The organism is Pseudomonas sp. R3-41 (genome assembly GCF_054161485.1).
Map to the genome: position 1 here is coordinate 3875145 of NZ_CP096421.1, position 21601 is coordinate 3896745.

The 21601-nt window shown below is 59.7% G+C and carries 21 protein-coding genes and 3 tRNA genes; 11 read left to right on the plus strand and 13 right to left on the minus strand.

Annotation, left to right across the window (positions count from 1 at the left end; all coding sequences use genetic code 11):
* Positions 1–28: 28 nt before the first annotated feature.
* On the plus strand, positions 29–466 hold the full coding sequence (locus tag M1D99_RS16960) for an Lrp/AsnC family transcriptional regulator (RefSeq protein WP_003202176.1): 438 nt from the start codon (positions 29–31) through the stop codon (positions 464–466).
* Positions 467–507: 41 nt separating this feature from the next.
* On the opposite strand, the gene M1D99_RS16965 is transcribed toward M1D99_RS16960, so the two are convergent.
* Both M1D99_RS16965 and M1D99_RS16970 read right to left on the minus strand, forming a co-directional pair.
* Entirely contained in the window at positions 508–1857 is a 1350-nt protein-coding gene (locus tag M1D99_RS16965; RefSeq protein WP_458130476.1) for a hypothetical protein, read from the minus strand.
* Positions 1858–2691: 834 nt separating this feature from the next.
* The gene (locus tag M1D99_RS16970; RefSeq protein ID WP_014338124.1) at positions 2692–3363 is read right to left on the minus strand and encodes a Bax inhibitor-1/YccA family protein; all 672 of its coding nucleotides are present in this window, start codon (positions 3361–3363) and stop codon (positions 2692–2694) included.
* Positions 3364–3487: 124 nt separating this feature from the next.
* On the opposite strand from M1D99_RS16970, the gene M1D99_RS16975 reads away from it, so the two are divergent.
* The 3 genes from M1D99_RS16975 (at position 3488) to M1D99_RS16985 (ending at position 6615) form a co-directional block, all read left to right on the plus strand.
* Positions 3488–3575: transfer RNA gene (locus tag M1D99_RS16975), tRNA-Ser, on the plus strand.
* 124 nt (positions 3576–3699) lie between these two features.
* A complete protein-coding gene (locus M1D99_RS16980; RefSeq protein ID WP_434570572.1) occupies positions 3700–4554 on the plus strand; it encodes a prohibitin family protein in 855 nt (284 codons plus the stop codon).
* Between the two features lie 264 nt (positions 4555–4818).
* Complete coding sequence (locus M1D99_RS16985; protein ID WP_458130477.1) at positions 4819–6615, plus strand: DAHL domain-containing protein; 1797 nt, start codon at positions 4819–4821, stop codon at positions 6613–6615.
* A gap of 150 nt (positions 6616–6765) precedes the next feature.
* On the opposite strand, the gene M1D99_RS16990 is transcribed toward M1D99_RS16985, so the two are convergent.
* Positions 6766–6957, minus strand: a complete 192-nt coding sequence (locus M1D99_RS16990) for a DUF2188 domain-containing protein (protein ID WP_458130478.1) — start codon at positions 6955–6957, stop codon at positions 6766–6768.
* Positions 6958–7042: 85 nt separating this feature from the next.
* Entirely contained in the window at positions 7043–7942 is a 900-nt protein-coding gene (locus M1D99_RS16995) for a polysaccharide deacetylase family protein (protein ID WP_458130479.1), read from the minus strand.
* 238 nt (positions 7943–8180) lie between these two features.
* On the opposite strand from M1D99_RS16995, the gene M1D99_RS17000 reads away from it, so the two are divergent.
* The 3 genes from M1D99_RS17000 (at position 8181) to M1D99_RS17010 (ending at position 9365) form a co-directional block, all read left to right on the plus strand.
* On the plus strand, positions 8181–8435 hold the full coding sequence (locus M1D99_RS17000) for a DUF6555 family protein (RefSeq protein WP_047226592.1): 255 nt from the start codon (positions 8181–8183) through the stop codon (positions 8433–8435).
* Between the two features lie 152 nt (positions 8436–8587).
* Entirely contained in the window at positions 8588–8818 is a 231-nt protein-coding gene (locus M1D99_RS17005) for a hypothetical protein (RefSeq protein ID WP_057450824.1), read from the plus strand.
* A gap of 121 nt (positions 8819–8939) precedes the next feature.
* Positions 8940–9365, plus strand: a complete 426-nt coding sequence (locus M1D99_RS17010; RefSeq protein ID WP_186705732.1) for a hypothetical protein — start codon at positions 8940–8942, stop codon at positions 9363–9365.
* 29 nt (positions 9366–9394) lie between these two features.
* Here M1D99_RS17010 and M1D99_RS17015 read toward each other — a convergent pair whose 3' ends face one another.
* Both M1D99_RS17015 and M1D99_RS17020 read right to left on the minus strand, forming a co-directional pair.
* Positions 9395–9622, minus strand: a complete 228-nt coding sequence (locus M1D99_RS17015; protein WP_186705733.1) for a PLD nuclease N-terminal domain-containing protein — start codon at positions 9620–9622, stop codon at positions 9395–9397.
* An 85-nt stretch (positions 9623–9707) separates the two neighbouring features.
* Positions 9708–9893 carry a hypothetical protein gene (locus M1D99_RS17020; RefSeq protein WP_434570580.1) on the minus strand — a complete coding sequence of 62 codons (186 nt, stop codon included), beginning with the start codon at positions 9891–9893 and terminating at the stop codon, positions 9708–9710.
* Between the two features lie 281 nt (positions 9894–10174).
* On the opposite strand from M1D99_RS17020, the gene M1D99_RS17025 reads away from it, so the two are divergent.
* Complete coding sequence (locus tag M1D99_RS17025; RefSeq protein WP_250964678.1) at positions 10175–10537, plus strand: NUDIX hydrolase; 363 nt, start codon at positions 10175–10177, stop codon at positions 10535–10537.
* Positions 10538–10630: 93 nt separating this feature from the next.
* On the opposite strand, the gene M1D99_RS17030 is transcribed toward M1D99_RS17025, so the two are convergent.
* The 3 genes from M1D99_RS17030 to M1D99_RS17040 form a co-directional block, all read right to left on the minus strand.
* Positions 10631–11098 (minus strand): hypothetical protein, encoded by a 468-nt coding sequence (locus M1D99_RS17030; protein ID WP_434576518.1) that lies wholly within the window; start codon positions 11096–11098, stop codon positions 10631–10633.
* 228 nt (positions 11099–11326) lie between these two features.
* Positions 11327–11413: transfer RNA gene (locus M1D99_RS17035), tRNA-Leu, on the minus strand.
* Positions 11414–11599: 186 nt separating this feature from the next.
* Positions 11600–11673: transfer RNA gene (locus M1D99_RS17040), tRNA-Cys, on the minus strand.
* 362 nt (positions 11674–12035) lie between these two features.
* Here M1D99_RS17040 and M1D99_RS17045 point away from each other — a divergent pair.
* The 3 genes from M1D99_RS17045 to M1D99_RS17055 all read left to right on the plus strand — a co-directional run bounded on the left by M1D99_RS17045 (position 12036) and on the right by M1D99_RS17055 (position 15045).
* Positions 12036–12857: an SRPBCC family protein gene (locus M1D99_RS17045; protein ID WP_458130480.1), complete on the plus strand. Its 822-nt coding sequence runs from the start codon at positions 12036–12038 to the stop codon at positions 12855–12857.
* Entirely contained in the window at positions 12857–14029 is a 1173-nt protein-coding gene (locus M1D99_RS17050; RefSeq protein WP_434570584.1) for a zinc-dependent alcohol dehydrogenase, read from the plus strand. Before M1D99_RS17045 ends, M1D99_RS17050 begins: the two co-directional genes overlap by 1 nt.
* 236 nt (positions 14030–14265) lie before the next feature.
* Complete coding sequence (locus M1D99_RS17055) at positions 14266–15045, plus strand: TSUP family transporter (protein WP_458130481.1); 780 nt, start codon at positions 14266–14268, stop codon at positions 15043–15045.
* Here the strand turns inward: M1D99_RS17055 and nudC are convergent.
* From nudC to M1D99_RS17075, 4 genes are all read right to left on the minus strand, one after another.
* Positions 15013–15843, minus strand: coding sequence for an NAD(+) diphosphatase (nudC, locus tag M1D99_RS17060; RefSeq protein ID WP_458130482.1), 831 nt, complete (start codon positions 15841–15843; stop codon positions 15013–15015). The two genes, M1D99_RS17055 and nudC, sit on opposite strands and share 33 nt — an antisense overlap.
* Positions 15844–15849: 6 nt before the next feature.
* Positions 15850–16662: a crotonase/enoyl-CoA hydratase family protein gene (locus tag M1D99_RS17065; RefSeq protein WP_186705742.1), complete on the minus strand. Its 813-nt coding sequence runs from the start codon at positions 16660–16662 to the stop codon at positions 15850–15852.
* Positions 16663–16893: 231 nt separating this feature from the next.
* The gene (locus tag M1D99_RS17070) at positions 16894–18375 is read right to left on the minus strand and encodes an efflux transporter outer membrane subunit (RefSeq protein ID WP_458130483.1); all 1482 of its coding nucleotides are present in this window, start codon (positions 18373–18375) and stop codon (positions 16894–16896) included.
* Positions 18372–21476 carry an efflux RND transporter permease subunit gene (locus tag M1D99_RS17075; protein ID WP_186705744.1) on the minus strand — a complete coding sequence of 1035 codons (3105 nt, stop codon included), beginning with the start codon at positions 21474–21476 and terminating at the stop codon, positions 18372–18374. Before M1D99_RS17075 ends, M1D99_RS17070 begins: the two co-directional genes overlap by 4 nt.
* Positions 21477–21601 lie beyond the last annotated feature (125 nt).

Here is a 21601-nt window from a genome sequence, read left to right on the forward strand (position 1 = left end):
TTCCCGCGCTTGCCTAACGGAGCTGAAAATGACCGACGACATTGACCAGATCCTCATCAGCGCCCTGATGGAAGATTCCCGACGCTCGCTCAAGGCCTTGGCCAACCTCAGCGGCCTGTCCTCCCCCAGTGTCGCCGAGCGCCTTCGCCGGCTCGAGGAACGTGGCGTGCTCAGGGGCTACACCGTCGAGGTGGACCCCAAGTGCTTCGGCTATCAACTCCAGGCCATCGTGCGTATCCGCCCGCTGCCGGGACAGTTGCAGGAAGTGGAGCGGCAGATCCAGGCCATCGCTGAATTCACCGAATGCGACAAGGTCACCGGCGACGACTGCTTCATCGCGCGCCTGCACGTGCGCTCGATGGAACAGCTCGATACCTTGCTGGACAAGCTCAATGTCCATGCCGAGACCAATACCGCCATTGTCAAGAAAACGCCGGTCAAGCGGCGGTTGCCGCCGATGGCGTGAGTGGAAACCGGCCTCGGATCGTCCGAGGCCGGAAAAGGGTGTTACTCGAGTTCCTCCAACTCCGGACTGCGTTGCACTTTGTGCACTTGTTCCTCAGGCGCGTTGCTCGCCTTGATCAACTTGAGCGTCTGGAGCTTGGCGCAGGCATTGACGCCATCTGCATAGACGCCGCTGTGGTTGCACTTCCAGTCGTAGAAGTTGGCCAGGGCGCCAGACAGTTGCAGGCTGTAGTCCGTGCTTTGCGTGCCCGGGCTGAACGGCTGACCGGCCGGAATGTTCTGGAACCATTTCATCCAGACATCGCCTCCCACAGGTGGCGGGTTGGCCTGGAACGTCGGGTTCATGATCGCCAATTGCTGGTACTCGGCGGTCATGTGGCAACTCAGGCAGGACGCCTGGGGGTTGTCCACCGGCCCATTGAGTCGTCCGTTCCAACCCAGGTGAGTCGGTGGCAGCTCTTGGGTGTTGGCGTTGATTGCGGTCTGTTTCAGGGCCGGGTTGATCTTGGTGACCACCGGTTTGAGGTTGGTATAGTCATTGCCGATTTCCTGGGGATCATTGCCCCACATGATCCCCACCGGCACCAGGTTGTTCCAGTTCGCCTTGCCGGTCATGGCGCCATTGTATTGGAACGTGCCGAACAACCAACCGGTGTCGCTCACGCGGGTGTCGCGCACGGCAATGTCCATCTGAATCAGTGCAACTTTGGTGACGGACCGGTTTGTCGAGTCGAAGGTTTCGGTGGTGTAGGCGTTCCAGAGCAATGGGTTCGCGAGGAACGGCACCGTCTTGACGTCTATATCGGCAAACAGCGCCTTGCAGACCACCGTGCCGTTGGCGAAGCTCTTGGGTTTCGAGGTTTGGCTTGGGTCTGGATTATCCGGGTCTTTCCAGACCTGGCCGATGGTGTAGGCCCCTATGTCGTTATAGATACCCACCGCGTAGGTCTGCCCGCTGCCGGTCTGCGCACTTGCCAGTTGCCCGGGCTGAATCGGTGCCTCCTTGGTCAGCCCGCTGATGCCCTCACGACCGTTGGGGCCGTAATGTTGCCAAGGCATGTGATACCACCGGCGAATCTTGTTCTTTTGTACTTTCCAGCCGATTTCAGTATTGCCTTCCAAGCAATACTTTTTCACTTCCTCCATGTACGGGCGCCAGGTTTCAAAGTCATTGGAGAATGACTTGGGTAAATGTTGGAAGAATCCCGGTATCGAGGATGCGCCCGGGGCCACCGTCGGATAATCCTGGCTGAGCTGGAACGGCGCTCCGGAGTATTCACTCTTGGGCGGGGCGTAACCGAAATCGGGGAAAACTCCGGCATGGACGCTAGCGGTGGACAATGCCCCCGTCAGGGCCAGCCACGCAATGATCTTTCCTTGAGGCTGCTTCATCGATATCTCCTTATAGAGAGACGCCTGCCGTCCCATCGAATTGCTGAGCGATGCGCAGGGTCTCCTTCTGTTATCAGGCTTCGGCACAATGCCCAAGCTTGTTCACGGTCCACGGTGGCGTTCAGTGAAGTGATACACCTCCTTTGCACCCAATAAGTGGGCACGCTCAAACCTGGCTCTGCTAGCCGAATGCGAACGCTATCGAGGGAGTGTGGCGAAGATTTCCGGCGGCGAATCGATCGATCAGCCGCATGCCGACCTTGGCAGTGCAATCCCTTGTCATAGGTGTAGATCATTTATGCAAAGGTGCCATCAGTTTTGGGCTTTTTGTTGGCGATTGGCCACGATACTGAAACCCAGGAGAGCGGGCTTGCTCGCGAAGGCGGAGGGATAGTTTGCTGTGATGCTGTATGTGCCGACCTCATCGCGAGCAAGCTCGCTCCTACAGGAGATCTTGGGTGTTCATGAGTTTTGTGTTTACTGCGGCCCATTGTAGGAGCGAGCTTGCTCGCGATAGCGGTAGCTCAGCCACATAGATGCCGGCATGTGCCCTACTCGCCCTTGCTTTGGATCTTGATCTCGGGCGCCCCGTTAAACCACGCTGGCCGAACGCAGGCACTGCGCAGTGCCGGAGTGAGGGCACACCGAGCCTAAGCGAGGTGCCAAGTGGTGGGGACCCTAAATAGCCGTGACCGAAGAAACGGATATACACACCCCTCCACGCCATCCAAAAAATACCCAAAAAAAACGGCGCTTTTCATCTCTGAAAAACGCCGCTTCTTTAATGTGAACAGCATCACGCCGAAGCGGACCTTTCACTCATCAAAAATGCAATCAGTCGTCACGCCCCATCAGGCCAAACAGCTGCAGCAAGCTGACGAACAGGTTGTAGATCGATACATACAGGCTGACAGTCGCCATGATGTAGTTACGCTCACCGCCATGAATGATGGCGCTGGTCTGATACAGGATGCAGACCGACGAAAACAGCACGAAGCCGGCGCTGATCGCCAGTTGCAGGCCGCTGATCTGGAAGAAGAAGCTGGCCAGCACCGCGCCCAGCAGGACGAAGAAACCTGCGGTGATGAAACCGCCGAGGAAGCTCATGTCCTTGCGGGAAATCAGCACGTAGGCCGACAGGCCACCAAATACCAGGGCGGTCATTGCAAAGGCCGAGCTGACCACTTCGGCGCCGCCCTGCATTTGCAGGTAGCGATTGAGGATCGGGCCGAGCAGGAAGCCCATGAAACCGGTCAGGGCGAAAGCCGACACCAGGCCCCATGCCGAGTCACGGAGTTTGTTGGTAAGGAAGAAAAGGCCATAGAACCCGATCAGCACGACGAAGATGTTCGGGTAACCCACCCGCATCTGCTGTGCGACGTAGGCCATCACACCGCTGAAAGCGAGTGTGAGTGCCAGCAGGCCGTAAGTGTTGCGCAGGACGCGGCTAACCTCTAGCTGCTCAGCCTGCACGCTGTTGTTCACTGCGTAATCCTGTTCGCGCATGGCGACACTCCTCCGGTTTTGAAACATTCAGTGGTAAGGATCATAACAGACGCTCTGTAACAAGCTACGTAGAGAGTTTGACAGTGTGTTTCATTCGGGTATTATGGCGCCCGCAACGCAATACGGAGGTGTGGCCGAGTGGTTTAAGGCAACGGTCTTGAAAACCGTCGACTGTAACAGGTCCATGAGTTCGAATCCCATCGCCTCCGCCATCTTTTAACGTTAAAGCCCTGATTATTCAGGGCTTTTTCGTGTCTGGCATTCAGAATGCCGGTTGCTGCTTCAACATTGGACACAACTATGGCAAACCCTCCCCAGCCACTCAAGGAAAGAAAAGTGACCAGTAAAACCATCGGTTCCATCGTTGCTGCAATCGCGAGCATCCTCTTGTTATGCGTATTCTTTGGCAGTTGGTACACGGTCGACGAAACCGAGCGCGGCGTGCTGCTGCGCAACGGCGCGCTGGTCGGGGTGGTTGAACCAGGGCTGTCCTTCAAGATGCCGTTCATCGAGTCGGTACGCCTGATCAGCGTCCAGAGCCAAGTGACGGCTTATGAAGACCTCCAGGCCTACAGTAAGGACCAACAGTCCGCCGAGCTCAAGGTGTCCGTGTCCTGGCACATCGCGCCTTCCGATGTCGCGAAGGTCTATACCCAGTTCAAGGACCTTGAAGGCATCCGCGACCGGATGATCAGCCGCCAGGTGCCTACCCAGGTGGAAAACGTCTTTGGCAAGTTCAACGCCGTGGCTGCCGTGCAGAACCGCGTCCAACTGGTCAACGATATTTCCACGGCCATCAAGGCCACCATTACCGGCCCGGTGATCATCGACAGCGTCCAGGTCGAGAACATCGACTTCAGTGACGCCTACGAGAAGGCCATCGAAGCGCGCATGGCCGCAGAAGTCCAAGTCAAGACCCGCGAACAACAGCTCGCCACCGAGCAGGTCCAGGCGCAGATCCGGGTAACCCAGGCCCAGGCGGAAGCTGACTCGCAAGTGGCCCAGGCCAAGGCAGACGCGCTGGCGACCGAACTGCGCGGCAAAGCCGAAGCCGAGGCCATCAAGGCGCGGGCCCAGGCCCTGGCCAGCAACCAGAACCTGGTGGAGCTGACCAAGGCCGAGCGCTGGAATGGCGTGCTGCCAACCACCGTGCTGCCAAACAGCGCCCTGCCCTTCATCGACATCAAGTAACGCCATCGGCGCGGCCTGCCTGGCCGCGCCTGCTCCATCCCGGGAGCGCCCCCGACAGACATCATCCCGCTCGTTAGCGCTACACTCGGCAATGAACCCGACGTTCATCGTTAGCAGGGAGCTCAACGTGCATCCAGGCAAAAGCAGATCGACACGACCCACCGTACGACGATTACCTCGCCTCCCCTTCGGCTCAAGTCTTGAGCATCTCCCGCCTCGGGAATTCACCTACGCATTGATCAGCACCCCGCATAGGAGAACAGCGTGACCACGCTTATAAAAAAATATAAATGGCCCGCCCTGTTGGCCGTCGCGCTTATTGTGTTTTCTGCGCTGATATTCTTTCTGATCAAGTCATACACGTACGACTCATCGACCTACTTCGAATCCCGCGACTTCATTCGCCAACTCAAACAATCCGATGCGAACTGGAACAGCAAGATCCTGAGGAAAAAGATCGGCATCAACAACAACCTCTCCCTGGCCCCGCCACCGGAGGCCGACAGTCGCTGGCAGCAATTGGAGCAGCTCAACAACACCGGCCCCTTGGCGACACTTTGGATGTCCCGTCGCCAGGGCTATGTGGAAGCCGTCAAGAACAAATCCTTGCTGGTGGAGCAATTCGAACGACACAACGCCGATCTACGCACATCCCTGGATGCGCTGCCGCAGGTTGAAGACCAGATACAAACGCGGCTCAAGGACATGAATATCGTAAGCCCGCTGGAACGCATGACCGTGGCGTCCAATGTGCTTGAGTTGACCCTGACAACATTGGAGTTCGCGCTTTATGTCACGACGGACAAAGCCAGGGAGTTGCAAGGCAAGTTAACTGAGCTGGAGCCTTACATCGAACGATTGCCCGCGACTGACCAGGCGCCCTTCAAAACCCTGACCCAGCACGTCAGGACCATCGTCCACGAACAACCGGTCGTCAATGACCTGCTTGACCGCATCAGCGTCATTCCGGTCGCCCAGGAACTGGACAGCATCAATGAATTGTTGAACGAGACACAGCGCAGGACCGCCGCAACGGACCGTCAATACCACATCTACCTGGCCGTGTGCGCAAGCCTGATGGCGCTGTTGATGATCTACCTGGCGGTACGGTTGGTTCGCAGCTACGCCATGATCAACCAGATCAACCAGGCGCTGCAATCGTCCAACGAACGCCTGGAAGAGCGCGTGCAGGAGCGCACCCGTGAGCTGATGGAAGCCGAACGCGAGCTGGTGGAGGCGGCCCGGATGGCGGGCATGGCCGAAATCGCGACGAACGTGCTGCACAACGTCGGGAATGTGCTCAACAGCGTCAATATTTCAGCCGAGGTGGTAACCCGCAAGTTGAGGCACAGCAAGACGCTCGGGCTCACGAAAGCGGTCAACATGATGAATGAACATGCCGAGGACCTTGGCCACTTCATTAGCCACGATGAGAAAGGCCGCTTGCTGCCACGGTACTTCAACGAGTTGGTCGACTCCATCGCCGCCGAACAGACGCTGCTGATCGATGAATTGGCGCAGTTGACCAAGAGCATCGATCACATCAAGGAAATCGTCACGACCCAACAAACCTATGCGGGCGCCGCCAGGCTGATCGAACCGCTCAAGGTCAGCGACCTGTTCGAAGACGCGCTGCGCATGAATTCGGGCGCCCTCAGCAGGCACCACGTCACCGTCATCAAGGATTACCAGGACGTTCCGATGATCATGGGCGACAAGCACAGGCTGTTGCTGGTCCTGATCAATCTGATCAGCAATGCCAAGTTTGCGATGTCGCACACCGAGGGACATCCGCGTGAAATGACCTTGGGAATCCGCATTCTCGACGAAACGACGCTTTGCCTGAGCGTCAAGGACCGTGGCGAAGGCATTTGCGCGGAGAACCTGGCGCGCATCTTCAATCACGGTTTTACGACACGCAAGGACGGCCATGGGTTTGGCCTGCACAGCTGCGCCCTGGCGGCGGTAGAAATGAATGGCCGCCTGCACGTCCACAGCGATGGACTGGGGCAAGGTGCGCTGTTTACCTTGGAGATACCGTTGGAGTTGGCGCGTACCTGACTGTGTCGGAGAAAAACGCGTCCCCTGTGGCGAGGGAGCTTGCTCCCGCTGGGCTGCGTAGCGGCCCCTTTTGTGAGCGCTTCGCACTCAAGCGGGAGCAAGCTCCCTCGCCACGGGTTTGTCGCCTGAACAGTATTGGTGAGCATCCACCTATTTCGTGTTTACAGGCCGGCCGCTACGGCTTCTCCGAGTCGGCAACGCGGCGGCGTAGGCCAGCGCTTCCTCGCGGGAAACGAAGGAGCCCAACCGGTCAGCCTGGGTGCAGACCCTCCACGGACCGCTGTTTACGCTGAGCACGTCATAACCATTGATGTGCATTTTCGTCATCATCGTAGTACTCATAGTCACCTCCGACTTCAACCAAGGGTGCATCGCCTACCATACACGCTGATTGTCCATGGGTAGCGACCGGACGTCGGTCGCGACCTCAGTGGGCGTCGGGATCCCACAACCAGTCCCACAGCCCCGGCAAACGTACGGGCTCAGAGCTGTGATCGACCGTCCGAGCCAGCGCCGCTCGCTCCAGCGCCTGGCGATCATCATAGAATGGCCTGACGGCGGTCCTCATGCCGGTCGCGTTGGCGCTGTCGAGCAGTATTTGCAGGTATTCGCGGGCATGCCGGGCGGTATAACGATTGATGTCGTGAAACGTCACCACCACCGGGATCACCCCGTCCACCGCTGGCAGTTGCCCGGCCGCGATGCGCTCGCGCACCTCAGAGAGTTGTCGGACCAGGTTGATGCGCCGCCGGGGGCTCATCGTGATACCCCAGACCTTGCCATCATTTGCGCTCAGGTCGGTCAGCAGAATGTGCAGGCCATGTGCTCGATAAGCTGCCGCAGTGCGCCTGTCGAAGCTCCAGAACGGCGGCCTGACCAGGGACGGCGCCGCGCCGGTCATGGCGGCAATATCATCGCCACCGTGGGTGAGCGATTGCTCCAGCTCATCAGGGCTCAGGAACCGGTGATTGGTGTGCCAGTAGGTGGCCGTATGAAAGGCCAACACATGGCCCTCCTCCTGCTGCCGACGCATTATCGAGCGGCCAATATCGCTGCCACCGGCGCGTGGCGAGCGAGTCTGCAGGAAAAACACTGCCTTGATGCCGGGCTGTACCGGGTTGTCCGCCAGGGCGTCCAGCACCGCCAGGCTAGGGTTCCAGAAAGACGATGCACTGGGCCCATCATCGAATGTCAGCAGGAAACGGATCGGGGGTTGTTCACGCAAGCGTTGCTCGGTTTGCGGCGTCAGTTCGATGGGGGCGCCAATGCAGCCCGACAAACCGATGGCGAGGGCTGCGATGAACAGCACCCTGGCGATGTTTTTCATGTTTTGCCTTTAATTGATGCCGCGTTGCCTCGCCTTTGATCCCTGGCCGACGGTGTTGAAGCCCACCTTGGAGAAGGGTAACCGGGTTTGGTTCCTTGCTGTGAACAATGGCTGCTCGCAAAGTTTGCGCTTGCCCCGCGCTTGAGCCTCGGCGGCATAAATTTGACCGTCTGGAAATTCGATGGAATTTTCCGAATGCCTTTGTATCCATCCGTATAGGACTAATTAGGGAGGATTTATGGGCGGGCCATCGCTTTACATCATTGACTACATGCTTCATGGCGAACCCAAGTCATTCATTATTCGTGCAGAAGTGATGAATAACTCCGAGGCTTGGCATTGGGCCAGCTGCGATGCGGGGGTCGGACGCATACCGAAATTCGGCAGGGAGAAGGTCAAGCGGGTTTCCAAGCCCCTTGCGGAAAAATACGGCATTACCGACGTGCGCTGGCGGGCAAGCGTCGCGCCGGCCTGGGTCAAGGAATCCGGCTGAAATATCACGTACCGTTTCCGGCCCACCGGTTGTCCGACCGGGCGCCGGTTTCTTCGACAGATCCGAAATAACTCAACTACGCTTAAACCACAGCAAGACCCGCCCCTGGCGGGTTCTTGTGCTGCCTCATCAACCCTGAATGGAGGTGTGACATGTCCGAAAAAGAGTCCATCACCACCCTGCTCACCTTGCTGGAATCGCGTCAGGCCAGGCTCACGGCAGCCTGCAAGGAAATCGCCGACTGGGTCGACCACCAAGGCGGGCACCCCACCGCCGTGCGCATTCGAGACCGGCTCAACGACATCGACAAGGACGCCCCGTCGATCCAGAGCGCACTGACCTCGCTCAAGCCCACTGAACCGCCGCTGCCCAAGTTCCGCTGACGCGCCACGCCAGCGATGTTTCCCCCTGAGTTCTACCGGTTGGAAAACTGATGGAACGCGGGCTTTTTTTGCGCCTCGAAATGGATAGGCACCGGTGCAAAAGCCGCAAAGGGAGAATCACATGAATGCCAGAATCCTGCTATTGATCGCTTGTGCGAGCCCCACCGCCGTCATGGCCCAAGGCTGCGACGTCATCACCCGATCCCAGAGCCAGTCGGTTCCGGTGATCGAAAGCCGTAGCTGCTACGAATACAAAGGCGTCCCCGCCGAAACCCTGGACTGGTCTTGCAGCAATGAAAGCAAGGGAACGATCAGTACCCAGAAGCGCAAAGTCGAGCGTTGTGGCGAGGGGTATGTGGCGACATGCCAAGCCAGGCTGACCCAGGAAGCGTTGGCCAACCCGCGCTCAACCAGTAAAGACAAGAGCGGTGGATCGGCCAACCTTCCCGACAACGCCAAAGTGACGTGGTACTACTATGGGGTCGAGCAGTTGCAGCAGGCTCAGCAAGACTGCGAAACCACCGGCGGCGAGTGGAAGAACCAGTGACGGGCCGGCCACGCAGCGCAGCGTTCTCGCTAGCCCTTGCTGTGCTCCGGAGACGACGGTGGCTCCTTGATGCCACGCGGCCCGGCCACGCCCCAGATGACCAGACCCAACACCGGCAGGATGATCAGCAGCAGCGCCCAGCCAGCCTTGGTTCCGGCCGACTTGTCGCTTCGAAACACGCTGATGATCGCCCATAGGTCCACGAGCAGCAGAAGCACCGCGACAGCGATCCAGAAGTAACTGGCTAATTCAGACATGGCTCAATCCTCTTGGCGGTTTAAGGATTAGGCACAGCCGTTCAAGCGCCGTTCAAAGAATTTGCACCCAGGGCGGGCGTGGCGCCTATTCCCGCCCATTCAGATAAGCGACCCATTGCTCGTAGGCTTCATGTTGACGCTGAACCGCCTCATCCCAGCTCGATCCGCTCATTTGATGGACACATATGAGCTTCATCATTTCCGCTGTCGCCGTATCGAGCTCCACCAGGAGCTCATGGGATTTGATCTTGAAGTCTTCAACGGTGGTCATCTGTCTGTCCTTCCCCTGCCGGGGCCAGCCATTGCACCCAACATGGATTCATTTTTTTGCAGCTGATTCAATTTGAGGCGATAACCGGTCAAAAGCCTGGCGCTGGCGGTCGAGCAGACCGATCAGAAGGATGACAGCGCAAATGAACTCAGTCTTTCCCGCCCCGCCACGGTCGTACTGATAAGACCCTGAAAAAATCACATTTGAACGAGCAGGTAATGCCAGGCTCAAATATTGCAGATATATTTCAATTTAATGACAGTCACAGATCGAGTACCGCCATGAAAATTCGAGCGACCGTCATCTGCGAGGACAATCGCCACATTTTGCTGGTTCGCAAAGCCAACAGCCGCTGGGCACTGCCAGGCGGTACCGTTGAACGCGGCGAAACCCATGCCGGGGCAGCCATCCGGGAACTGGCAGAAGAAACGGGCCTGGACGTCGAAAACCTGCTCTACCTGATGCGAATCAATGACGGGCAAACCGAGCATCACGTATTCGAAGCGTCGGTCAGCGACTTGACGGCGGCCAGGCCACAGAATGAAATCAGCGATTGCCTCTGGCACCCGCTGGACGCCATTGCCCAACTGCAAATGAAAAAGGGCACGCGGGATATTCTTGAGGCGTTTCGCCGACGATTGTGAAAGCCGGCACCGACGGTTTACACCTGACAGGTTGCATGAGAATACTCACACAACCTATTGTTTAGGCTGGTAAACAGATTTTTTACGCCGGATTCACTGCTTGCGCCAAGCGGTACTGATGGGATTGAGCACCGTGTTCTTTTCCTGCGTATAGGTCCCGTTCTGCTGCGCTATGGCCTCGCCAGTGTCGACAATCGCGTTCTGGATAAACACGTTCTGCCCATCACCTCGAATGAAGGTGAGCTGGTGAAACGCAGTTTTATTTCCCCAGTCCGGGGAAGGCAGGGAGATAAACTTCACCGTGTAGGTCTCGTCAGTGTATTGACCCTGCAAGACGTAGACGCCGTAGTGGTTCTCTCCCTGGGAGATGATTTTGTACAAACCGTTGCTGTAGTAATAAATTTCCGCATCGGGAAAGGGCTTCTTGTCGTACATTTTCCGATAGTGCAGCACTTGCTTGACGGTCGGCTCGCCAAAGCTGACGGCAAGGGTTTTCCCATCGGCGGACGTTGTCTCCCCAGCGTATGCGGCGCCGCTGCTCATCAAGGCCAACAGGCTCATCGTTGCGATTGTTTTCACTTGATACCTCTCCATGGTCAAAGGATTAGCGCACCGGGCTGGCCTGGACGGAAGATACCGCCTGGCCACACCTTGCTAATCTCAACGCCGAGTGTAGAGGTTTGCCCATGAAAATACCCGGAGGCTGGGCTCCGTTTCTTCGGCAGTTTAAAGCAGCGGAAACAAACAAGGGTTTGCATCAGCTTTCGCCCGCAAACCCTTGATTTTAGATGGTGCCCGAAGCCGGAATCGAACCGGCACGCCCTTACGAGCGGGGGATTTTAAGTCCCATGCGTCTACCAGTTTCGCCATTCGGGCGGTAGCGCGGTTAGCCTTGGGGGCATCGGCAGAATCCGATGGCCTGGCTGGTGCAGCAAGAGGGGGAATATATACATCCCTCCTCTTTGAAGCAAGGCAGCTTATGCCCTTTTCAAGACAAAACCTTTCAATGCTTCGAAAATAAAAAAGCTCTGTAAATCATAGATCTACAGAGCTTTTTAATAGTGGAGGCCGAAGTCGGAATCGAACCGGCGTAGGTGGATTTGCAATCCACTGCATAACCATTTTGCTATTCGGCCTCAAGACGCTTGATGCGATGTCGCAACATCAACCGCGGTACAAACCTGGTCAGGAAACAGGGCACTTACCCAGCGCTATCTCCTTGAAAACATTGAGATTTTTTACGTCCCAGTGCGTTCGATGGGCGCAATTATGTACTCATTTGCCTAGGCTGACAACCCCTTGATTTCAAAAAAAAATCGTCGAACGGTCGGCCTGCCCTTCCCTGGCCAAACCTGCTGGCGAATCCCGGACTGCCCTGGCGAACGCTTGAACCGTAGCGCCAGGATTCGCCTCATCGGAAAGCCCGTACGTTGATGGAACAACCGCGCCTCCCCTCGGTTCATTCCTTATGTCGCCCCTGGAGAATGAGGAAACCATCATGTCTGAACGACCCCAACTGGTTGCGAGCCGGGCTACGGTGCCGACCCCGTCGCACCCCAATCTCGGCACGCCGGAACGTGCCGTATCGCTACTGGCCGGCACCTTGTTGATCGCTAATGGCCTACGCCAAGGTGGGTTCCAGGGCTGGCCGCAGGTGCTGCTCGGCGCCTGTGCCGCCTGGCGCGGCTATTCAGGCACATGCAGGATCAAGCACGCGCTGGCCCATAGTCCGTTCGAACAAGCCTTTGAACAGGATCGGGACTGGAGCGGCAGCAAAGTCATTTCTCGCAGCATTACCGTGGGCAAACCCAGGGAAGAGGTCTTCGCGTTCTGTCGCAACCCGGGCAACCTGGGTGCGCTGGTGCCCTGGGTCGATGCCATCGAACAAACCGGTGAAGGCACTTACCGCTGGATCGCCCACGGCCCGATGGACAAGACCCTGCACTGTGACATCCAACAGGACGAGCCCAAGGACGGCCGCAAGCTGCACTGGACTGCCGGCCCGGAGACACGATTCAAGCATGACATCCAGATGCACTTCAGCGATGCGCCGGCCGGCCGTGGCACGCAGTTGAAGGTCATCGTCGCCTGCCAGGCGCCCCTCGGTGCCGCCGGTTATGCCTTGGCCGCGGCGATTTCCAAGTTCTCGGACAAAGCCTTGCTGCACCTGCTGCGCAGCATCAAGCAACAACTGGAAACCGGCGAGGTGAGCACCAATCGCATGCACGCCGCCGGCACGAAGGACTTCCTGTTCGTTCATCCGGCCACAGAGGCCCCTCACACATCCGCCCAAACGCCTTCGACTGGAGGTAACGCCTGATGCGCGCATTGACTTGGCAAGGCCCGAACAAGCTACAAGTTGAAACCGTCGATGATCCGTCCATCCTCAATCCCCGCGACGCGATCGTGCGGGTGCAGATGTCGTCGGTGTGCGGGTCAGACCTGCATTTGCTGGGCGGCTATGTGCCGACCATGCAGGCCGGCGACATCATTGGCCATGAATTCATGGGTGAAGTCGTGGAGATCGGCTCGGCCGTCAGGTCTTTCGGCAAAGGCGACCGGGTTGTCACCGTTTCGATCATCGGTTGCGGAGAATGCGAACATTGCAGGCGCTCGGATTTTTCCTGCTGCGACAACTCCAACCCCAATCCCAGCGCAACGGACATCGCCTACGGCCAACCGGCGTGCGGCATCATCGGCTACAGCCATGCGTTTGGCGGTTATGCCGGCAGTCACGCAACCTATATCCGCGTGCCGTTCGCCGACGTCAACCTGTTCAAGATCCCCGAGGGCGTCACTGACGAACAGGCGGTATTCGTCTCCGACGCGGTGCCCACTGGTTATTTCGCCGCCGATAACGCCGACATCCAACGGGGCGATACCGTGGCGGTATGGGGTTGCGGCGGGGTCGGGTTGATGGCGATTGCCAGTGCCTATCTGCTGGGGGCCGAACGGGTGATTGCCATCGACCGCCTGCCTGATCGCTTGCAATTGGCGGAAGAAAAGGCCGGTGCCATCGCCCTTAACTATGAAACCACTGACGTGCATGCCGCCTTGCTGGAACTGACCGGTGGCCGGGGCCCGGATCGCTGCATCGACTGCGTGGGCATGGAGGCCCATGGCACAGAGATCGACTATTTCTACGACAAGACCAAGCAAATGATGCGTCTGCACACCGAACGCGGGACGGTGCTGCGCCAGTCGATCCGCGCCTGTCGCAAAGGCGGCACCGTGTCGGTGGTCGGTGTGTATGGCGGCCTGCTGGACAAATTCCCCATGGGCGCCATCGTCAATAAATCCCTGACCCTGCGCTCCGGTCAACAGCCTGGACAGCGTTACGTGGGACGGTTGTTCGAGCACATCCAGAAAGGTGAGCTGGACCCGTCCTATCTGCTGACCCATCCGATGGGACTGGAGCAGTCGGTGGAAGGTTATTCGATGTTCAAGGAGAAGACGCAGAACTGCCTGCGAGCGGTGTTTCGGCCGGAGTGACGATCGAATCTGTGGCGAGGGAACTTGCTCCCGCTGGCTGCGAAGCAGCCCTGAAGCAAGCGACTCGGTGTGGGTGCACTGAATGGAATTTTGGGGTTGCTACGCAACCCAGCGGGAGCAAGCTCCCTCGCCACGGGAATGTCACAGGCCTTAGGCAGTCGCAGCCCTGCACCATTATGGGTAACATACCGGCCTTCCCGCAGCCCTTCTGCGTCCTGCCAAAATAAGCCCATTCCATGCCTTTCGAACTCAGCGTTGACCTCACTACCCTCGCTATCCTCGCCGTTGTCGCCTTCATTGCCGGTTTTATCGATGCCATTGCCGGGGGCGGTGGGCTATTGACCACGCCAGCGCTGCTGACTGCGGGTTTGCCACCGCACCTGGTCCTGGGGACCAACAAACTCAGTTCCACCTTTGGCTCGGCGACGGCCAGCTTCACGTTCTACAAGCGCAAGTTGTTCCACCCAAGGCAATGGACCCATGCCCTCATCGGCACACTGGTCGGCGCCCTGGCCGGCGCCATCGTCGCCCACTACCTGCCAGCCGAGTGGCTGAACAAGATGTTGCCGGTGATCGTCTTCGCCTGCGGCCTGTACCTGTTGTTTGGCGGCACGCCCAAGGCGCCGCTGGACAGCGATGCGCCAATCAAGAAGACGTGGCAGTCATCCCAGGGTTTCAGCCTCGGTTTCTACGACGGCGTGGCCGGGCCGGGTACCGGTGCGTTCTGGACCGTCAGCAGCCTGCTGCTCTACCCCATCGACCTGGTCAAGGCCAGTGGCGTGGCCCGCAGCATGAACTTTGTCAGCAACATCGCGGCGCTGTCGGTGTTCATTTTTTCCGGGCAGGTAGACTGGATCATCGGCCTGAGCATGGGCCTGTCGGTGATGGTCGGCGCGTTCTTCGGCGCTCGCACCGCCATCAGCGGCGGCGCGAAGTTCATCCGACCAGTGTTCATCACCGTGGTGCTGGGCTTGACCGTGCGCCTAGCCTGGCAGCACTGGTTCAGCGTGGCCTAAGCGCCGCGCCACATACAGGTCGATCAGGTAGCGGGCGATCGAGCGCGAGGCCGGCAACGGTGGCAGGTCGTGGACGTTGAACCATTGGGCGTCCTCGATCTCATCTTCCTGGGGCACGATATCGCCGCTGGCATATTCAGCGTGGAAACCGAGCATCATCGAATGGGGAAACGGCCAGCACTGGCTGCCCATGTACTGGATGTTCTTCACCTCGATACTGACTTCTTCACGCACCTCGCGGACCAGGCAGTCCTCGGCCGACTCGCCGGGCTCGGCAAACCCCGCCAGGGTACTGTAGACACCCGTGACAAAACGCGGCGAACGGGCCAGCAGGACTTCATCGCCGCGGGTAATCAACACGATCATGCTCGGTGAAATTCGCGGATAGTGACGCAGGTCGCAGGCATCACAATACATCGCCCGCTCCAGTGGGATCTGGTTCATGCGCTTGCCGCAACTGCCACAGAAGCGATGTTCCCGGGCCCAGGTGCCGATCTGCGCCGCATAACCCAACACCTTGTACAGCGTGTGGTCGTCCTCGAGCATGAACGCCCGCAGGCCTTTCCAGTTGCAGCCGGGGATGTCCAGCGGGCTGTGCAATTCCAGCAGGTAGACCGGCTCGCCATCCAGGTGACCGATGCCATGTTCGGCGAGGATCGACAGGTCCTGGCGCTTGAGCCAGTCGCGGGGAAACAGCGCGCCGTTGTCATCGAACAGAAAACCTTCCGGGCTACGAGCCACGGCCCAGCCGCCGGGAACGTCGGTGTCGAGTACTGCGGTGGTCCAGCGTGAAATCATGGTCAGTCAATCCAGAAATTCGGGTTTCTGTTTGCTCATATGGGCGGCCATGGCCACGCGCAGGTCGGTCGATTGCAACATGGCGGCGTTCCAGGTGGCGACGTATTCCAGGCCGTCATCGATGCTGTGGTCGCGCATGTAGCTGATCATTGCCTTGGTGCCGGTCACGGCAATCGGCGACTTGGCGGCGATGTCCCGGGCAATGCCCATCACACCGTCGAGCAGGCTGGCGGAGTCGCTGTAGACACGATTGACCAGGCCGATGCTGCGCGCTTCGTCGGCACCAAAAGTGCGCCCCGTATAAGCGAGTTCACGCAGCATGCCGTCCCCGACGATCCTCGGCAAGCGTTGCAATGTGCCAACATCGGCGGCCATGCCGATATCGATTTCCTTGATGGAGAATTGGGCGTCCTCGGCGGCATAACGCATGTCGCAAGCAGAGATCAGGTCAATGGCACCTCCCAGGCAATAGCCCTGGATGGCCGCGAGTACCGGCTTGCGGCAATTGTCCACGGCATTGAACGAGGCTTGCAGTTGCAGGATCTTGCGCCGCAGCAACCGCGCATTGCGCCCCACGTCCTTGCCCAGTTCGTTGGCCACGCCTGCCAGCATCATCAGGTCGATGCCGGAGGAAAAATGCTTGCCGGCACCGCTGAGCACCACCACCCGCGCTTCATCGGTGTCGTCGATCCATTGGAAGATCTCGATGATCTCGCGCCAGAAGGCAGCGTTCATCGCGTTGATCTTTTCTGGCCGATTGATCTGCACATGGGCGATGTTGTCTGCAAGTTCGACGTTGAACGCTTGGTATTGCGACATGGCAGTGATCCTTTACCGGCTGAAAAGAGGCGTGAACTATAACAAGCCATCGCGATGGCACGTAGGCAGTGCATCGGCCAAAAGCGGGACTGTTTGACAGCCATTAACTCTGTGGCGAGGGAGCTTGCTCCCGCTGGACTGCGTAGCAGTCCCCTACTTTATGAGCGCTGCGCACTCAAGCGGGAGCAAGCTCCCTCGCCACAAAAGCACCTTGCGGCGCTACCCAATCACTCAGGGCTTTTCGTCCGCCTGCAACTGCCCATCCCAGCCCCCGCCCAGCGCCGCAATCAATTGCACACTGGCAATCAAGCGGCTCTGTTGCAGGCTCAGCACGCTGCGTTCGTTGCTCAGCGCCGTGGCCTGGACAGTCACGACGTCGAGGTAGGCAATCAGCCCGGCCCTGTACTGGTTCTGCGTCAGGCGCAGGGATTCCCGGGCGGCGTCCAGGGCTTCCTGGCGCACGCGGGCTTCGTCTTCCAGCACCTTGAGCTGGATCATGTAGTTCTCCACCTCCCGCAGGCCGTCGAGCACGGTCTGGCGGTAGGTGGCGACGGTCTGGTCATAGATCGCGACGGTGCGGTCGACCTCGGCCGAACGCTGGCCGCCATCGAACAGTGTCATCGCCAGCTGCGGGCCTACCGACCAGAAGCGGTTCGGCACGCTCACCCAGTTGTCATAGGTGCTGCTGCTGTAGCCGCCGCTGAGGCTCAGGGTCAGGTCCGGGTAATACGCAGCCTTGGCGACGCCGATGTTGGCGTTGGCGGCCATCACCGAGCGCTCTGCCGAGGCGATGTCTGGCCGGCGTTCGAGCAGTTGCGAGGGCAGCGCCACCGGGATTTGTGGCAGTGTCGGGATGTCTTGGGTCTCAGCCAGGTTGAATTCGGCCGGTGGCAGGCCGATGAGCACGGCGATGGCATTTTCAAACTGGGCCCGTTGCCAGATCAGGTCGATCAGGTCGCCCTGGGTGGTCTTGAGCTGATTCTGCGCCTGGGCCACCGCGTCCTTGCCGGACACCCCGGCGCGGTACTGGTTTTCGGTCATTTTCAGGGAGCGCTGGTAGTTGTCGACGGTGGTCTGCAACAAGCGCTTCTGTTCGTCGATCACCCGCAACTGCAAGTAATTCTGCACCAGTTCCGATTGCTGGCTCAGGCGCATCGCCGCCAGGTCGGCGAAACTGGCTTGGGCACTCGCCTCGTCGGCTTCCAGGGTGCGGCGCAACTTGCCCCACACATCCGCCTCCCAACTGACGCCGGCCTGGGCGCTGTAGGTGTCGCGAATGCCGCTGGACGAACTGCTCAGGCTTGAACTGCTGCTACCGGTGCCCTGGCTGGAGCGCGTCTTGCCAACGGTCAGGTCCACGGTGGGGAAAAAGGCGCCACGGGCATTACGCACCAGCGCCCGGGCCTGCCGGTACTGGGCTTCGGCCTGGGCCACGGTCTGGTTGGATGCATTGAGCTTGTCCACCAGGCCATTGAGTTGCGCATCGCCGTACAGCTCCCACCAGGCGCCCCGGGCCATCGCATCGCTGGGGTTGGCCTGGCGCCAGCCCTGGGCCTCCTTGTACTGCACCGGGGCGGCGGCCGCGGGACGCTGGTAATCCGGGCCGATGGCGCAGGCGCTGAGCATCGCCACGCACAGCGCCAGGCTCAGCACCCGCGAGCCACGGGCGGTCGCCAGCACGGCGGCAAGATTGAAAGGCGAACGGTCGGTCATAGCGGAGTTTCCAGGGCAGCATCAGTGCGCACGCCACGCCAGCGGTTGAAGCGATGGCGCAGCTTGTCGAGATAAAGGTAAACCACTGGCGTGGTGTAGAGGGTCAGGACCTGGCTGAACACCAGCCCCCCGATGATGGTCAGGCCCAGCGGCTGGCGCATTTCCGAGCCTTCGGCGGCGCCGAGCAGCAACGGCAAGGCGCCAAGGATCGCCGCCAGCGTGGTCATCAGGATCGGTCGCAACCGCAGCAGGCAAGCGCTGCGGATCGACTCCAGCGGCGTCTGCCCGGCACGCTCCAGTTGCAAGGCCAGATCGATCATCAGGATGGCATTTTTCTTCACCACACCGATCAGCAGGAACAGCCCCAACAACGAGATCAGGCTGAACTCGCTGCCCAGCGCGTAGATCGACAGCAACGCGCCGACCCCGGCCGAAGGCAAGGTGGACAGAATGGTCAGCGGATGAATGTAGCTTTCATACAGCACCCCCAGCACCAGGTACACCGCGAGCAACGCGCCCAAAATCATGAACGGCTGGCTCTTCTGGGTGGCGGCGAACGCGTCGGCGGTGCCAGCCATTTTCACGATGACATCCTCGGGCATCCCGAGCTTGGCGATCGTCCGCTCGATGGCCGCAGTGCCCTGCTCCACCGTCACGCCTTCGGCCATGTCGAAGGAGATGCCCTCGGAGGCGAACTGGCCTTCATGGCTGACCCGGTCGTCCTCCAGGCTGTTCTCGTAATGGGCAATGGCCGACAGCGGTACCCGCGCGCCATCGGCGGTGATCACCTGGACCTGTTCGAGGGTGCTCGGGTCCTGGGCATACTTGGGATTGACCTCCATCACCACCTGGTACTGGTTGAGGCTGTCGTAGATGGTGGAAATCTGTCGTTGGCTGTAGGCGTTGTTGAGCACCGCCGTGACCATGTCCATGTCGATGCCCAGGCGCTTGGCCTGGTCGCGGTCCACCACCAGCGTCACCTGCTGCGCCCCGCCACCGTCGCGGGCGTCGATGGCGGTCAGCTCCGGCAACGCCCGGAAGGCCGCCACGACCTTGGGGTACCAGGTGCGCAGCGACGCCAGGTCGGCGCTTTGCAGGATGTAGGAATATTGGGAGGTGGTCTGCTCGCGACCGCCACCGAACTGCAGGTCCTGGTCGGCCATCAACATCAATTGGGCACCGGGAACCTTGGGCATTTCCTTACGCAGGCGCTCGATGACCTTTTGCGCGGAAATATTACGTTCCTTGATCGGCTTGAGACGCACCAGCATGAACGCGTTGTTGGTGCCGTTGTTGCCGCCAATGAAGCCGGCAACGCTTTGCACGGCCTCGTCCTTGAGCACGGCGCGGCGGAAGATTTCCATCTTCGGCTGCATCACGCCGAACGACAGCCCATCGTCGCCACGGACAAAACCGATCAGTTGGCCGGTGTCCTGCTGGGGCATGAAGGTCTTCGGCACCACCACATACAACGCGACGTTCACGCCGATGGTCACCAGCAGGCTCAGCAAGGTCAGGCGTCGATGGCGCAGCACCCAATCCAGGCTGGTGGCGTAACCACGGACCATCCGTTCATTGACCCCCTGGCTCCAACGCTGCAAGCGGTTTTCCTGCCCGGGCACATGGGGCTTGAGCCAGCGGGCGCAAAGCATCGGCGTGAGGGTCAGCGAGACCACCAGCGACACCACGATGGACGCCGCCAGGGTGATGGAAAATTCACGGAACAGGCTCTCGACGATGCCGCCCATGAACAGGATCGACAGGAACACCGCCACCAGCGAGACGTTCATCGACAGCAAGGTGAAGCCCACCTCCTCCGCCCCCCGGTACGCCGCCTGCATCGGTGGCACACCTTCGTCGATGTGCCGGGAAATGTTCTCCAGCACCACGATGGCGTCGTCCACCACCAACCCGGTCGCCAGGATCAACGCCATCAGCGACAGGTTGTTCAGGGAAAACCCGTACAGGTACATCACCGCAAACGTGCCCACCAGCGACACCGGCACCGCCAGGGTCGGGATCAGCGAAGCGCGGAAGTTGCCGAGGAACAGGAACACCACCAGCACCACCAGGGCCACGGCGATCAGCAAGGTCATTTCCGCTTCATGCAGGGTGGCCTTGATCACGGGCGAGCGGTCCATCGCCAGGTTCAGCTTGACGCTGGCCGGCAGCACCGCCTGTAACGCCGGCAGTTGCGCCTTGATCTCGTTGACCGTCTCGATGATGTTGGCGCCGGCCTGGCGGTTGATCACCAGCAATACGGCGGCATCGTCGTTGAAGAAACCGCTGTTGTAACGGTCCTCGACGCTGTCGGTGACTTTCGCCACGTCCTTGAGCCGCAGCACCGAGCCATCCTGGTAACGGATCACCAGCGTTTCGTAGTCCTTGGCCTTTTCCAACTGGTCGTTGGCCTGGACTTGCCACATGCGCCGGTCGTCCTCCACCGAGCCCTTGGGCCGGCGCACGTTGCTATTGGCAATGGCGGTGCGCACATCGTCCAGGGCCACGCCGTACTGATTGAGCAACTGCGGCTCCAGTTCGATGCGCACCGCCGGCAACGAGCTGCCACCGATCTGCACCTCACCCACGCCCGACACCTGGGACAGGCTCTGGGACAGGATGGTCGACGCCAAGTCGTAGAGCTGGCCTTTTTCCAACACATCCGAGGTCAGCGACAGCACCATGATCGGCGCCTGGGACGGGTTGACCTTCTTATAGGTGGGCATGCTGCGCATGCCGCTGGGCAACAGGTTGCGCGAGGCATTGATGGCCGCCTGCACCTCCCGGGCCGCGCCGTTGATGTCGCGGTCCAGGTCGAATTGCAGGATGACCCGCGTGGAGCCCTGGCTGGAACGGCTGCTCATGGTGTTGACCCCGGCGATGGCGCCGAAGGAACGCTCCAGCGGCGTGGCCACCGTCGAAGCCATCACCTCGGGGCTGGCGCCTGGCAGGTTGGCCTGGACCACGATCACCGGGAAATCCATTTGCGGCAGGGGCGAGACCGGCAGCAGGCCGAAGCACACGCCGCCGAGCAGCATGATCGCGAAGCTCAGGAGCATGGTTGCTACCGGGCGGCGGATGAAGGGGCCGGAGAGGTTCATCGGCCACAGCCCCTTGCTTCAACGGACAGGCTTTTGTGGCAAGGGAGCTTGCTCCCGCTATGTGGGAGCAAGGCTTGCCCGCGATGAAGGCGATGCCGTCTCGCAGAATCGAGGCGTCTGTTTCG